The sequence below is a fragment of the Paraconexibacter sp. AEG42_29 genome (genome assembly GCF_040581415.1).
GTDB lineage: Bacteria > Actinomycetota > Thermoleophilia > Solirubrobacterales > Solirubrobacteraceae > Paraconexibacter.
Window position 1 is genome coordinate 3,521,726 of the sequence record NZ_CP114014.1, and the last position, 13,551, is coordinate 3,535,276.

A 13,551-nucleotide genomic window follows, 5' to 3' on the forward strand; every position below is an offset into this window, starting at 1 on the left:
TGGGCGCGACGGCGAGCGTCAGCCGAACTCGGCGATGTCGCCTTCGACGACCTGCCTGGCCCCCGGGTGCGGGGCGAAGCGCAGCTTGGCCTCGGTCTCGGGCGTCCGCGGCAGCCGCTCGGCCTCGATGAAATCGATGACCAGGCTGATCGATGGCGGCGTGCGCTCGACGACGCGCACGGGCAGGAAGTCCTCGCGGTCGACGAACACCAGGCGGCTGAAGCTCACCGTGCGCGACGGCCAGTCCTTGGGGTCGCCTCCACCACCGGCGGGCGGCATCTGGAGCCGCACCGGATAGCTGATCTCGATCTGGTGGACGGGCCGTCCGTCGATCTGCGTGTCGTCGAGCAGGCGGACGGATCCGTCCCCGCGGCGGGCCCGCTCGAGCAGGCCCTGCAGGTCGCCGAGCGCGTCGAAGCCCAGCGGCGTCGGGTTGTTGTCGACGCTCTTCGGGCCGCCGGGCGGGAACAGGTCCGGGTCGGTGTGACGCGTGACCGTGTCGCGGTCGGTGCTGTAGCTCAGGTTCGTGCGCGTGTCCCAGTCCTGGACGACCTCCTTGCCGCTCTCGTAGAGCGTGCGGACCTGGCGCCCGTCGGTCGTCTGCCAGCTCTCCTCGGTCAGGTCCGGGTTGTCGAACATGCCCCGGCGGACCGCCTTGACGTGCAGGATCGCGTCACCGTCGTTGAGCGCGGTGGCGGCGCGGGCCAGCACGTCGGGCGAGTCGCCGCCGACCGGGACCAGGACTACCGCGCCGGCGACCGCCACCGCCGCCAGTCCGCCCGCGAGCACCCGCCGCACCGGCGGCCTACGCGCGGCACGTGGGGCCGGCTGGGGGCCCGAGAGGATCCGTTCGAGCGTCGCGGTGGCGGCCGGACCCGCGGGGTCATGGGACGCCGCGTCCTCGGTCGGGCGCAGCTCGCGAAGCATGTCGTCGGCGCGGGGCATCGGATCTCCCATCAGGTGGTGGACGTCGTCGTGAGGCGGGCGGGGACGGCCAGGTCTTCGCGGTCCAGCTCGTCGGTCAGGGCGCTTTGGAGGCGCCGCGAGGCGCGACTCAGGCGCGTCCGCACGAGCACCGGGGGCAGCCGCATCACGGCCGCGATCGCCCGCGGCGGCAGCCCGTCCCACAGCGACAGCAGCAGCAGTTCGCGGTCGGCCTCGGAGACCGCGGCGAGCGCGGCAAGGACCGCGCGGCGGCGGGCCGGGGAGTCCTGGTCGTCGTCCGCCGGGGGAGCGGCGACGAGCGCCAGGCGCTCGGCCAGCGCGGCGGCCCGCTCCCGCGAGCGACGCTGGTTGGCCAGGCACTTGCGGGCCGTCCCGAGGAGCCACGGGACGGGGTCCGCGGGCAGGTCGCCCCGGCGCCGCCACGCGATCAGGAAGACCTCCCCGGCGACGTCCTCGACCTGGTCGGCCTGGGTGCGCGCGGACAGGTAGCGGCAGACCGTGCGGTAGTGCTCGGCGAACAACGCACGGAAGGCCTCTGAATCAGCGGGGCGTGCCATCAAGGGGAGAGTGTCCGGCTTCCCCGGATCGTGTCATCCCGGCCTCCGGAGGGTCGGACGGATGCCGCGCACGCTCGGCCCCAGGACCGGCGGGCGGGGGTCGCTGTACGCTCGCCCCCGTGTTCGCCGACGTGATGCTGCCGCTCTCGCTGACCCTGATCATGGGGTCGCTCGGGCTGACGCTCACGCCGGCCGACTTCCGGCGGGTCCTTACGGCACCCAAGGGCGTCGGCATCGGGCTGGCGAACCTGCTGGTCATCTCTCCGCTGCTGGCCTTCTCGGTCAGCGAGCTCTACGGGCTGACCGCCGTGCTGGCGGTCGGGATCGTGCTGCTGGGGTCCTCCCCCGGCGGCACGACGGCCAACATGTTCACCCACCTCGCCCGGGGCGACGTCGCGCTGAGCGTGTCGATGACGGCGGTGTCGAGCGTCGCCTCCGTCATCACGGTCCCCCTGTTCCTCGGGCTGGCCGCGGACCACTTCGGCGCAGAGGACATCAGCGACCAGATCTCGATGCCGGGCATCGCGGCGAAGGTCTTCCTGATCACCATCGTGCCGCTGTCGATCGGCATGCTCATCCGCGCCCGGCGCACCGAGTGGACCCTGCGGAACATGGCGAAGGCCAAGCGGGTTGCGCTGACCGCCTTCGTGCTCGTCGTGGTGGGCGCGATCATCAGCGAGTTCGACGAGGTCAGCGGTTCCCTCGACGAGGTCGCCCCCGCCGTGATCACGTTCAACGTCCTCGCGATGACGGTCAGCTACCTGATCGCGCGCGGGGCGAAGCTGAACGGCAAGCAGGCCACCGCGATCGCGCTGGAGCTCGGCGTGCACAACACCACCGTCGCGCTCGCCGTCGCCGCGAGCGTCGACGACGACCTCACCGCGCCCGCCGCGGTCTACGGCATCTTCATGTTCGTGACCGCGGGCCTCTTCGCGCGCTTCATGGCCCGCCGGAACGCCGAGGACCCCCCGCCGGCCCCGGCGCCGACCACCGCCCCGGCGGCCTGACGCCGGCCGGGGGCGACGCCTGCGCGTCGGTCAGTCGCCGGCCTTCGCCGCGTTGCGCCCCGCCTTCACGCGGTCGGTGGCGGAGAGCAGGACCTTGCGCAGGCGCACGTTGTCGGGGGTCACCTCGACGCACTCGTCCGGGCGGATGAACTCGAGCGCCTGATCCAGGGACAGGCGCAGCGCCGGCACGATGTTGACCATCTCGTCGGCGTTGGCGGACCGGATGTTGGTCTGCTTCTTCTCCCGCACCGCGTTGACGTCGAGGTCGTCGGCGCGGGCGTTGGAGCCGACGATCATGCCCTCGTAGACGTCCTCGCCGGGGCCGACGAACAGCGCGCCGCGCTCCTGCATGCGCATGATCGCGAACGACGCGGTCTTGCCGGTGCGGTCGGCGACCAGGGAGCCCTGGGCGCGGGTCTTGATCTCGCCCTGCCACGGCTCGTAGCGCTCGAAGACCGAGTGCATGATCCCGGAGCCGCGCGTCTCGGTCATGAACTCGGTGCGGAAGCCGATCAGGCCGCGGGCAGGGACCAGGTACTCGAGCCGGACCCAGCCCGTGCCGTGGTTGATCATCTGCTCCATGCGGCCCTTGCGGAGGGCCATGAGCTGCGTGACGGTGCCGAGGAAGTCCTCGGGCACGTCGATGGCCATGCGCTCGATCGGCTCGTGGACCTTGCCGTTGACCTCCTGCGTGACGACCTTGGGCTTGCCGACGGTGAGCTCGAAGCCCTCGCGGCGCATGCTCTCGACCAGCACGCCGAGCTGCAGCTCGCCGCGGCCCTGGACCTCCCAGGTGTCGGGGCGCTCGGTCTCGAGGACCCGGATCGACACGTTGCCGACGAGCTCCGCCTGGAGCCGGTCGGAGACCTGGCGCGCGGTCAGCTTGGAGCCGACCTTGCCCGCCAGCGGGCTCGTGTTGATGCCGATGGTCATGCCGAGCGCAGGCTCGTCGACGCTGACGGGGGGCAGCGGCTTGGGGTCCTCGGAATCGGCGACCGTGTCGCCGATCGTGATGTCCGGGAACCCGGCGAGGGCGATGATGTCGCCGGGCCCGGCGCCGTCCGCGGCGACGCGGTTCATGCCCTCGGTGAGGTACAGCTCGGCGACCCGGACCTTCTCGATCGCGCCCGACTCGTGACGGCACCAGGCGACGGTCTGGCCCTTCTTGATGTTGCCGTTGTGCACGCGGCAGAGCGCCAGCCGGCCGAGGTAGGCGGACGCGTCGAGGTTCGTGACCAGCGCCTGCAGGCCGTGGCCCTCGGTGTAGGTCGGCGCCGGGACCGTCGACACCAGCAGGTCCAGCAGCGGCTTGAGGTCGGCGCCGTCGACGCCCTGCTCCAGGGACGCCTGGCCGGCGCGGGCGTTCGTGTAGACGATCGGGAACTCGATCTGCGCCTCGTTGGCGTCGAGGTCGATAAACAGCTGGTAGACCTCGTCGACCACCTCGCTGATGCGGGCGTCCGGACGGTCGACCTTGTTGATGACGAGGATGACCGGCAGGTTCGCCTCCAGCGCCTTGCGCAGGACGAACCGGGTCTGGGGCAGCGGGCCCTCGGAGCTGTCGACGAGGAGCACCACCCCATCGACCATCGTCAGGCCGCGCTCGACCTCGCCCCCGAAGTCGGCGTGGCCGGGGGTGTCGACGAGGTTGATCTTGACCTCGTCCGCCCCGGGGGCGGTGTAGCGGATGGCCGCGTTCTTGGCCAGGATCGTGATGCCGCGCTCGCGCTCCTGGTCCATCGAGTCCATGACCCGGTCGGTGACTTCCCCGTGGTCGGAGAACGTTCCGGACTGGCGCAGCAGGGCGTCGACCAGCGTGGTTTTTCCATGGTCGACGTGCGCGATGATGGCGACGTTGCGTAGATCTTGACGGGCGAGCACGCGGTGAACCGTAGGGCAGTTGTGCCTCAGACCGCCGCTGGGGTGGGTCCGGCGTGCCTGCCGCGGCGCGTTTCGGGCAACGCCGACCGGCTCGCCGCACGTGCCTCACGCCCAATGGACGCGACCCTACCGACTTGCAGAACACACGCTCGGGATGTGCGGTCACCGCTTGGGCGGCGCGTCGAGTCGACCGCGCTGCCCCGGCGCGCCGCCGGCGTGCTCGTCGGGGACGTTGGGGATCTGGGTCATGACGAGCTTGGTGATGACGCGGTCGACCGGGCCCTTGTTGTTGCGGACCGCGCGGTTCAGCAGCGCCTGCTCGGTGGCCGCGCGCCGCTCGCGGGCGAGCAGCTTCAACTCCTCGGCGCGGGTCATGTGAACAGCACCGGGGTCGCGTCCTTCTGATGCAGCACGTCGGCGATGTGCGGCGGTGGCCCGTCGAGGCGGTGCAGCGCGCCCGCGAAGCCCTTGAACTGGGGGACGCCCTGCTCGCGGTCCAGGTGGTCCGCGGTGTCGTCGATGAGCATGCCGTCGTTGTGCTGGTCGGCGCCGGCCCCGTCGAGCTTGCCGATCAGCTCGGGGAACCACCAGCCGTGCGGGACGCGAAGGTGACCGCGGAGCATGTCGGGCCGCAGCTCGACCACGCCGCTGACGCTGCCGTGCCCGGAGCTGACGTTCACCCAGTCGCCCGCGACCAGGCCCTCGTCCGTGGCGTCGTCGGGATGGACGAAGATCTTCGGCAGCGGCGACATCTTCCGCGCAGACGGCAGTTGCCGCTGGCCGGTCTGGAAGTACGGGTCCTCGCGGACGCCGATGAAGACGTTGTAGGGGAAGGCGGGGTCGCGGTGCGGCTCGCGGTAGTACGGCAGCGGGTCGAACCCGATCTCCTCCAGCACGCTGGAGCTCAGCTCGATCTTGCCGGACGGGGTGCCGAAGCCCGTGCGCCGGTACGAGCGGTACTGGTGCTTCGCGATCCGCATGTCGTAGGTGTCGATGAACTCCTGGTAGCTCATGCCCATCGGCTGCATGCGGTGGTCGAGCATGGCCTCCAGCGTCTTCCACGGCATCTGCTCGCCGAGGCCCATGCGCTCAGCGAGATCGACCCAGAAGGCGAAGACGCTGCGGCAGTTCTCGGGAGGCTGGACGGCCTGCTCGGAGCTGATCAGCCACGAGCGCCAGCCGAACGAGTCGTGGATGTTCGGCCGCTCCAGCCACGTGTCCCCCGGCAGGACGTAGTCCGCCAGCTCGGCGGTCGGGGTCATGAACAGCTCGTGCGCGACGATCAGGTCCTGGTTCATCAGCCCCTCCCGGATCCGGGGCTGGTTGGCGTAGCTCATCAGCGTGTTGTTCCCGAGCGTGAAGAACGCCTTCACCGGATACGGGTCGCCGTCCGCCATCGCCTTGAACAGCGACGACGGGTTCGCCATGTAGGAGCCCATCACGAGGTTCGCGTAGGCATGGCCGTAGACCCGCTCGGTGTGCGGCGCGAGGAGCTCCCCCGTCCGGTGCGTGAACGCCGGGTACTCGTCGTAGCCGAGCTGCTTGCCCCGCTGCTCCGGCGAGAGCGCCTCGTGGAGCTCGAGCTTGGACTCCGTGAGGTACTCGGCGTTGAAGCCGTACATCAGCTCGCCGCCGGGGACGTCCAGGTGGCCGCAGATCGCCTTCAGGATCGACTGGCAGCGGATCGCGGACGTGGACGAGACCTGCTGGTCGGTCGTCGGCGACCACGGCATGCACGCCGACCGCGCCCCTGCGTACATCCGGGCCGCCGTCTGGATCTTCGCGATCTCCACGCCGGTGATCTCCGCGACCCGCTCCAGCGGGTACTCGGCCAGGCGCTCCCGGAGCGCGTCGAAGCCGACGGTCCAGTCGCGGACGAAGTCCTCGTCGTAGAGCTGCTCGTCGACGATCACCCGCAACCAGCCCAGGTACATCGCCGCGTCCGTCCCGGCCCGCAGCTGCAGGTGGATGTCGGCCTTCTCCGCCTGGCCGGAGACGCGCGGGTCCAGCACGATCAGCTTGCCGCCCTTGGCCTGCGCCTGGCGGACGAGGTTGTAGATCGGCGTCCACGAGTGCTTGCGCGGGTTGTGCCCGCCGAGGACGACGAGCTCGGTGTTGAGCAGGTCCGGCCAGGGGAACCAACCGAGCGTCAGCTTGTTCACCGCGGCCGTGTTGCCCATGCACATCGCCACGCCGCTGATCCAATTCGGCGATCCGAGCAGGTTCATGAACCGCCGGCCCATCCCCATCTCCACACTCGTGTTCCAGTTGGAGGTGGAGACGGCGAACGCCTCGGGGCCGTGTTCGTCGACCACGCGCTTCAGCCGCGCCGCGATGTCGCTCATCGCCTCATCCCACGTGACCTCCTCCCACTCGCCCGACCCCCGCTCGCCGACGCGCCGCAGCGGCGTCTTCAGCCGCTCCGGGAGGGCGTAGAGCTTCGGCGCCGTGATGCCCTTGAAGCAGAAGTTGTCGGCGACGACGGGGTTGGACGGCGGGGCGACCTTCAGGACCTCGCCGTCCTGCACGTGGACCTCGAGCTGGCAGGCGATGTCGCACACCGTGCATACCGCCTTCTTGACCTCCACAGGACTCATGCTTCTAAAATAGGAGCGACATGGCCGAGACGCAAGTCCCCGCGTACGATCGAGGCGTGCCCGCCCGCAAGCCGACCCCGCGCCCGGGCCAGCCCGTTCGCGGCTCCAAGAGCGGTCAGCCACTCATGGCGTTGTTCGACCTGCTCGGCCGCCGCTGGGCGATCACCGTCCTGTGGTCCCTGCGCCACAGCCCGCTGAACTTCCGCGAGCTGCAGGCCGCCGCCGAGGGCATCGCGACGTCCGTCCTCAACACCCGCCTGCGCGAGCTGCGCGAAGCCGCCCTCGTCGTCACCGGGGACGACGGCTACGAGCTGACCGAGCTGGGCGCGTCACTGCTGGCCGCCGGGCAGCCGCTCGTCGCGTGGGCCGACGCCTGGGCCGAGGAACGACCCTAGGCGTCGCGCCCGTCGCCACCGCCCGCCGCGAGCGGCAGGTCACGCGCGAGGCGAGCCACGATCCGGCCCGACGCCAGGCCGTCCCCGTACGGGTTGGCCGCCTGGGACATGGCGTCGTAGGCGTCGCGGTCGTCGAGCAGCTGCTCCAGGTCGGCCTTGACGGCCTCGGGCGAGGTCCCGGAGAGCCGCACGCAGCCCGCGTCGACGCCCTCGGGGCGCTCGGTCGTGTCGCGCATGACGAGCACCGGGACACCGAACGACGGGGCTTCCTCCTGCACTCCCCCGCTGTCGGTCAGCACGATGTCGGCATCGCGCAGCGCGTGGACGAACGTGTGGTAGTCGAGGGGATCGAGCAGGTGCACGCGGTCGCGGCCGCCCGGCTTCGCTTGGACGCTCTCGCGGACGACCGGGCTGAGGTGCATCGGCAGCACCACCTCCACGTCCCCGCGCTCGGCGACCTGCGCGATCGCCTCGCACAGCGCGAGCTGCCCGCTGCCGTGGGTCTCGCGCCGGTGCATCGTCACCAGGATCCGGGTCGCGGCCTGCTTGGGCGGCAGCAGCTGCTCGCCGCCGGCCGGGAGCGGCCGGGCGGCGGTGGCCAGCAGCGCGTCGATCACGGTGCTGCCGGTGACCTCGATCGCGTCGTCGTGGATGCCCTCGCGCAGGAGGTTCGCGCGGTTGCCGTCGGTCGCGCAGAAGTGCCAGCGGGCGATGCGGCCGATCATGCTGCGCGTCCCCTCCTCGGGGAACGGGCGGGCCAGGTCACCCGTGCGCAGGCCGGCTTCGACGTGGCCGATCGGGACCTGCTGGTAGAAGGCGGCAAGCGCCCCGGACAGGGTCGTGGCGGTGTCGCCCTGCACGAGGACCGCGGCGGGCCGGCGGTCGGCGACGACCTCGCCGAGCGCCACGAGGGCACGGGCGGTGAACGCCTCCGGCGCCTGCGACGGCTGCATCAGGCCGAGCTCGACGTCGATCTGGATCCCGAGCACGTCGACGACCTGGTCGAGCATCTCCCGGTGCTGCCCGGTCGACACGGCGCACACGTCGAGGCCGGGGTCGGCGCGCAGCGCCGCGATGACGGGACCGAGCTTGATGGCCTCCGGACGGGTGCCGAGGCACACCATCACGCACGGGCGGCTCACCGGGCCACCTCGGCGCCGGCCATGGGCACGGCGTCGCGCGCGGTCTTGTCCCAGGCGTCGCGGCGAAGCGCAAGGCGCGCGAACGCCCGCAGCGTGCACGGGACGCCCCAGAAGTACGCGTAGCCCACGAACGCCACGTAGACCCCCGGAATCGCCTAGAGCGGGGTGCGGTGCCGCTGCGCGCTGTCGTGGTGCACGGCGGCGCGCTGGAAGGCGACCGCGAGCATCGAAAGCGGACCGCAGGCCATAGCTTTACGGCGCGGAGTTGCCCTCGTGGGCCCGAAGCATGGCGTGCAGACCTTCGCGCATCAGGGCCTTCACGCTGGAGCACGGCACCCCGAGGCCATCGGCGATCTCCGAACACGATAGGCCGCCGAGCCGGCTGAGTCCGACGACCTGGGCCGCCTCGGGACCCATGCGGGCGAAGGGCGCGTAGACCTGTCCGCTGTCACGCGCCTCGGACGCGGCGCACCGCTGCACGGTGATGAGCAGCCAGACGACCGCAGGCAGGTCGGAATGCCCGACCGGCAGCCCGCGTGAGGCCGCGACGAAGGCCTGCTCGACGGCGCGTGCGGCACGGTGCGGGTCGAGGCACAGGGCGGCCGCAAGCCGGTAGGCCCGCGGCGCGTGACGGTCGTAGAACTCGGCGCGGGCGGCGCGATCGCCGCGACTCCCGTCCGCGGACAACTCGGCATCCGTGCGTGGGGGCGCTTCGGGGACGACCGTTGCAGCAGCAGACATGGACGGCTTTCGGAGATCCTGCGGGGCCTGCAACACCAGCTCGGCCTGAGCGTCTTTGCGCCAGACCACCCCAGGGTACTCCGGCGGGCGGCGTGAGGGTCACCCCTGCCGCCGGCTCAGCTGCACGCACTCGCCCTCGACGTGCCGGTGAGCGGGCATCAAGGAAGCGCGCTCGGAAGCCGATGCAGGCAGGAGCACTCTTCCCCTGCTCTGGAGCACCTGTGACCGCCGGACCGCTGCACGTCGTCGAGGATCCGATCGAGCGCCGGGCGGCCGCTCACCTGGCCAGAGGCCTCGTCGAAGGCGTCGAGCGGGTCGTGCACGGCCGGCGGCACTCGGTCGAGCTGGTGGCCTGCGCCGTGCTCGCGGGGGGCCACGTGCTCATCGAGGACGTTCCCGGCAGCGGCAAGACGACGCTCGCCCGGGCCGTCGCCCGCACGCTGGGCGGCACCTTCCGGCGCGTGCAGGGCACGGCGGACCTGCTACCCGCCGACATCACCGGCAGCGGCGTCTGGGAACCCGACGAGCACGGGTTCACGTTCGTACCCGGTCCGCTGTTCGCCCACGTCGTCCTCGTCGACGAGCTCAACCGGACACCGCCGCGGACGCAGTCGGCGTTCATGGAGGCGATGGACGAGGCGGCGGTGACGGTCGACGGCGTCCGCCATCCCCTCCCTGATCCGTTCGTCGTGCTGGCGACCCAGAACCCGCTCGAGCAGTTCGGCACCTACCCGCTGCCGGAGGGGCAGCTCGACCGCTTCGCTGTCGCGCTCAGCCTCGGGCCGAACGACCCGGCCACCGAGCGCCGGGTCGTGCGGGAGCAGCTCGAGTCCGCGACCGTCGACGACCTGACGCCCGTCCTGTCGCCGGCTGAGCTCTCGGGCGCCCGGCTGCAGGCGCGGCGCACCCATCTCTCCGAGCCGGTCCTCGACTACGCCGTCCGGGTCGTCGAGGCGACGCGCGGGCACCCGGCCGTCGCCGTCGGCGCCAGCACGCGGGCCGCGCTGGTGCTCGTCCGGACCGCGCAGGCCCGTGCCCTGCTGGACGGACGCGACCACGTGCTGCCCGACGACGTGAAGGCGCTCGCCGGCCCGGTCCTCGGCCATCGTCTCGTCCGGCACGACGGGCAGGGCGGGCCGGTGCACGGGCAGCGCCTCGTGGCGGAGATCCTCGCCGGCGTCGCCGTCACCCTCGCGTAGCCGGCCGGCGTGAGCGAAGCCGTGCCACCCGATCGGCGCTCCGGCACGGGACATACGCGCGCGCTCCCGACGACCGGCCTGCTGCTCGTGCTCACGGCCGGCGCCACCCTGCACCTCCTGGGCCGGACGAGCGCCAGCGGCTGGATCGCCCTGGCCTCGGCGGCGCTGCTCGCGCTGCCCGTCGTGGCGCTGCTCACGCGGCCGCGCCTGGGCGGCCTGCAGGTCACGCGGCTGATCCACGGCCAGCCCGTCGCCGGGCAGCGCAGCGACGTCACGCTCACGCTCAGCAACGCCGGCCGGCGCATGACTCCAGCGACCACCGTGGTCGATCACCTGCCCGGTCACGAGCAGCTCGTCGTCGCTTTCGGAGCCCTGCGCCCGGGGGCCAGCGCATCGGTGCGCGGCGAGCGCCTGGCCGTCCAGCGCACTGCGTCCGAGACGTCGACGGCGACGCTCCGCACGACGTCGCCGGTGGGCCTGATCGGCACCGAGGTCCCCTGCCCCGTCCCCGGACGCGTCGTCGTGCACCCCGAGCCGGCGACGCCGCGCGGGCGGCCGGCCGGCGCCGGTGGCCTGGGCGCCTCCCGGGCGGCCGCCCCGGGACCCGGGACCGAGATCCTCGGGCTGCGCGACTGGCGCCACGGCGAGTCCGCGCGATCGGTCGCCGCGCGCGCCAGCGCCCGTCACGGCCGGCCGCTCGTGCTCGAACGCGAGCGCGAGGACGCGGCCACGCTGGTGATCCTGGTCGGGTTCGGCCACGGTCCGGCCTGGGAGGCCGCCCTGTCGGACGCGGCGTCGATGGCGGTCTCGGCGCTGCGCAGTGGTCGTCCGCTGGCCCTCCACGGGCTGCCGGGCACAGCCCAGACGGCCAAGGGCGTCCTCGACGCATTCGCCGCCGCCGACGACTCACCGGCGCTGCACCGGGCCGCGCTGGACGACGCACTACGGCAGGCCGGACACGGCGGCGTGCTCGTCGTCGTCGCCGGTACGGCGGCCCGCGCCGACACGGACGGGCTGCTCGCCGGCCTCCGCCGGGCCGCCGCTCGCCGGCGGTGCGCGGTCGTCGTCCTGGACGAGCGCGCGGATGACTGAGCGCGTCGCGACGCCGCCGACCCACGTCGACCCGCCGCTCCGCAGCGCGGTCCTCGGCGCCGGGCTCTGCGGGCTGACGGCGACGATGCTGAGCGGGGTCGTCCCCCTGGCGCTGCTGCCCGTCGCCGCGGTTCTGCTGATCGGCGCCGCCCTGCTGGCCGGTGCCGACCCGGAGTGGAGGCAGGGCGCTGAGCGCATCGCGATCGCGGTCGCCGTGGCCTCGGTCGTGTTCTCGGTCCCCGGGATCATGGCCGGCGGCCCCGGCGGGCTCCGCGAGTCGCTCGGACCGCTGCTGATCGGCGTCCAGCTGGCACAGGCGGTGTCGTGGACGACCGTGCGCAACCTGCAGACCGGGCTGCTCGTCGCGGTCGGCCTGCTGCTGACCGGGGCCTCCTTCGCGCCGGACCTCGTGGCCGGGCTGCCGCTGCTGGCGGGCTGGACGGCCTGCCTGGTCGCGGTCGTCCTGCTCGTGGGCCAGCGCGCCCGGGCGTCGGCGCACCTCGTGGCGCCGCAGGCGGCGGTCCTGCCGGCCGGGACCCTGGCGTCGACGGCGGCCCTCGCGGTCGTCATCGGGATGGTGGCATTCCTGCTGGTACCCGTCCCGGTCGACGACACGCTGCAGCGCCGCGCCTCGGCCGGGCGCAGCGATGAGTCCAACGCGGGCCGGGCGCGCGCGTACACCGGCAGCGCCCTCGACACGAGCGTGCGCGGCGAGCTCAGCGACCGGCCGCTCGCGGAGGTCGACCACGCCAGCCCGCGGCTTTGGCGCGACCGCGCGTTCACTGCGTGGGACGGGCGGACGTGGACGGCGACGTCTCCCGAGGTCGGCTATCCCGGGTCGGGGAGCTACCGGCTCTCGGGCGCCGCGATCGGCCGCACCGACACCGTGACGCTCCTGACCCGGGGCGGGACGGTCTGGGCGCCCGGGCAGATCGTCGCCCTCGACGCGGCCGGTCCCTTGGTCGGCGACAGCACCCGGGACGGTGGCTTCCGCCTGCCGCGCGGAACCACCGGGTACCGCGTGAGCACTGCTGCGCAGGACCTGCGCGGACTCGACCGGGACGCGGCCGTGACCGGCGACCCGGCCCTGCTGGCGCTCCCGCGCAGCACGACCCGGCGCACGCGCGAGCTCGCCGCGCAGATCACCAGGACGGCGACAAGCACACACGGCGCCGTCCTCGCGATCGAGCGGTGGCTGGCCGACAACGCGACCTACCGCCTCGACAGCCCGGTGCCGGCGCCCGGCGAAGACGCCGTGGACCGCTTCCTGTTCGTCGACCGGACGGGCTTCTGCGAGCAGTTCGCCGCAGCGGAGGTCGTCCTGCTCCGGGCCGCCGGCATCCCCGCCCGTCTGGTCACCGGCCTGGCCTACGGCATGGACCGCGGTGACGGGACCCGCAGGTTCCGCGAGAAGGACCTGCACGCCTGGGTCGAGGTGCCGTTCGTCCGCGCCGGCTGGGTGGCCTCCGACCCGACCGCCGGAGCGGCACTCGCGGAGGCCGCCAAACGCTCGTTTCGCGAGCGGATCGCCACGGCGATGCGCACCGCCCTCGATGCGACGCTGCGCTTCCCCGGCGGGCGCGACGGGCTCGCCGCCGCGCTGCTCGCGCTCACGGGCGCGGGCTGGCTGTGGCGCCGACGGACCACCAGCCGGCCCGTCGTGGCGAGCACCGTCGCCACGGGCGTCGGCGCCCCGGGCACGGCCCCGCCCGCACTGGCGGCGTTCCTGCGGCTGGACCGCCGCCTGGCGCAGAGCGGGCGGGCCCCCGCCGAGTCGCTCACCGAGCTCGGCGGCCGCCTGGGCGCCACCGGGCAGCGAGCCCGGGCGCTCGCCGTCGTCGAGCAGGAGTGCTACGGCCCCACCGCGCCCGACCCGGCAGAAGCGGTCGCTGTGCTCGACGACTGGAACCCACAGGAAACCGACGCCACGTAGAGCGGATTGACAACACGCGTCGCGAGCGCTTACGGTGTTACTTACCTAGTTAGTTAACATTG

The 13,551-nt window shown here is 72.8% G+C and carries 13 protein-coding genes; 5 read left to right on the forward strand and 8 right to left on the reverse strand.

The genetic code is table 11. The features are described 5' to 3' along the window. Positions 1–18: 18 nt before the first annotated feature. Both DSM112329_RS17025 and DSM112329_RS17030 read right to left on the reverse strand, forming a co-directional pair. Complete coding sequence (locus tag DSM112329_RS17025) at positions 19–945, reverse strand: hypothetical protein (RefSeq protein ID WP_354697751.1); 927 nt, start codon at positions 943–945, stop codon at positions 19–21. A gap of 11 nt (positions 946–956) precedes the next feature. Continuing rightward, on the reverse strand, positions 957–1,502 hold the full coding sequence (locus DSM112329_RS17030) for a sigma-70 family RNA polymerase sigma factor (RefSeq protein WP_354697752.1): 546 nt from the start codon (positions 1,500–1,502) through the stop codon (positions 957–959). A 119-nt stretch (positions 1,503–1,621) separates the two neighbouring features. Here DSM112329_RS17030 and DSM112329_RS17035 point away from each other — a divergent pair, with 119 nt between their 5' ends. Beyond that, positions 1,622–2,509: a bile acid:sodium symporter family protein gene (locus DSM112329_RS17035; RefSeq protein ID WP_354697753.1), complete on the forward strand. Its 888-nt coding sequence runs from the start codon at positions 1,622–1,624 to the stop codon at positions 2,507–2,509. 30 nt (positions 2,510–2,539) lie between these two features. Here the strand turns inward: DSM112329_RS17035 and typA are convergent, their stop codons facing one another. The 3 genes from typA to DSM112329_RS17050 all read right to left on the reverse strand — a co-directional run bounded on the left by typA (position 2,540) and on the right by DSM112329_RS17050 (position 6,987). Continuing rightward, positions 2,540–4,390 (reverse strand): translational GTPase TypA, encoded by a 1,851-nt coding sequence (gene typA / locus DSM112329_RS17040; protein ID WP_354697754.1) that lies wholly within the window; start codon positions 4,388–4,390, stop codon positions 2,540–2,542. A 162-nt stretch (positions 4,391–4,552) separates the two neighbouring features. Beyond that, the gene (locus DSM112329_RS17045) at positions 4,553–4,765 is read right to left on the reverse strand and encodes a hypothetical protein (protein ID WP_354697755.1); all 213 of its coding nucleotides are present in this window, start codon (positions 4,763–4,765) and stop codon (positions 4,553–4,555) included. After that, positions 4,762–6,987, reverse strand: a complete 2,226-nt coding sequence (locus tag DSM112329_RS17050; protein ID WP_354697756.1) for a molybdopterin-dependent oxidoreductase — start codon at positions 6,985–6,987, stop codon at positions 4,762–4,764. Before DSM112329_RS17050 ends, DSM112329_RS17045 begins: the two co-directional genes overlap by 4 nt. 56 nt (positions 6,988–7,043) lie before the next feature. Here DSM112329_RS17050 and DSM112329_RS17055 point away from each other — a divergent pair, with 56 nt between their 5' ends. Continuing rightward, entirely contained in the window at positions 7,044–7,382 is a 339-nt protein-coding gene (locus DSM112329_RS17055; protein WP_354697757.1) for a helix-turn-helix domain-containing protein, read from the forward strand. Here the strand turns inward: DSM112329_RS17055 and wecB are convergent. The 3 genes from wecB to DSM112329_RS17070 all read right to left on the reverse strand — a co-directional run bounded on the left by wecB (position 7,379) and on the right by DSM112329_RS17070 (position 9,334). After that, entirely contained in the window at positions 7,379–8,524 is a 1,146-nt protein-coding gene (wecB, locus tag DSM112329_RS17060) for a UDP-N-acetylglucosamine 2-epimerase (non-hydrolyzing) (RefSeq protein ID WP_354697758.1), read from the reverse strand. The genes DSM112329_RS17055 and wecB overlap by 4 nt on opposite strands. Beyond that, positions 8,521–8,652 carry a hypothetical protein gene (locus DSM112329_RS17065; protein WP_354697759.1) on the reverse strand — a complete coding sequence of 44 codons (132 nt, stop codon included), beginning with the start codon at positions 8,650–8,652 and terminating at the stop codon, positions 8,521–8,523. Before DSM112329_RS17065 ends, wecB begins: the two co-directional genes overlap by 4 nt. A gap of 124 nt (positions 8,653–8,776) precedes the next feature. Further along, on the reverse strand, positions 8,777–9,334 hold the full coding sequence (locus DSM112329_RS17070) for a hypothetical protein (RefSeq protein WP_354697760.1): 558 nt from the start codon (positions 9,332–9,334) through the stop codon (positions 8,777–8,779). Positions 9,335–9,486: 152 nt separating this feature from the next. On the opposite strand from DSM112329_RS17070, the gene DSM112329_RS17075 reads away from it, so the two are divergent. From DSM112329_RS17075 to DSM112329_RS17085, 3 genes are read left to right on the forward strand one after another with little or no spacing between them, the layout of a single operon-like run. Then, a complete protein-coding gene (locus DSM112329_RS17075; RefSeq protein WP_354697761.1) occupies positions 9,487–10,464 on the forward strand; it encodes a MoxR family ATPase in 978 nt (325 codons plus the stop codon). A 9-nt stretch (positions 10,465–10,473) separates the two neighbouring features. Continuing rightward, positions 10,474–11,556 carry a DUF58 domain-containing protein gene (locus DSM112329_RS17080; RefSeq protein ID WP_354697762.1) on the forward strand — a complete coding sequence of 361 codons (1,083 nt, stop codon included), beginning with the start codon at positions 10,474–10,476 and terminating at the stop codon, positions 11,554–11,556. After that, entirely contained in the window at positions 11,549–13,489 is a 1,941-nt protein-coding gene (locus DSM112329_RS17085) for a transglutaminase-like domain-containing protein (protein WP_354697763.1), read from the forward strand. Before DSM112329_RS17080 ends, DSM112329_RS17085 begins: the two co-directional genes overlap by 8 nt. Positions 13,490–13,551: the final 62 nt, after the last annotated feature.

What these genes read in the sequence shown, in the direction of transcription:
- DSM112329_RS17085 (WP_354697763.1), top strand. Translation starts at nt 11,549, where the DNA reads ATGACTGAGCGCGTCGCGACGCCGCCGACCCACGTCGACCCGCCGCTC.
- DSM112329_RS17045 (WP_354697755.1), bottom strand. Translation starts at nt 4,765, where the DNA reads ATGACCCGCGCCGAGGAGTTGAAGCTGCTCGCCCGCGAGCGGCGCGCG.
- DSM112329_RS17030 (WP_354697752.1), bottom strand. Translation starts at nt 1,502, where the DNA reads ATGGCACGCCCCGCTGATTCAGAGGCCTTCCGTGCGTTGTTCGCCGAG.
- DSM112329_RS17050 (WP_354697756.1), bottom strand. Translation starts at nt 6,987, where the DNA reads ATGAGTCCTGTGGAGGTCAAGAAGGCGGTATGCACGGTGTGCGACATC.
- DSM112329_RS17025 (WP_354697751.1), bottom strand. Translation starts at nt 945, where the DNA reads ATGCCCCGCGCCGACGACATGCTTCGCGAGCTGCGCCCGACCGAGGAC.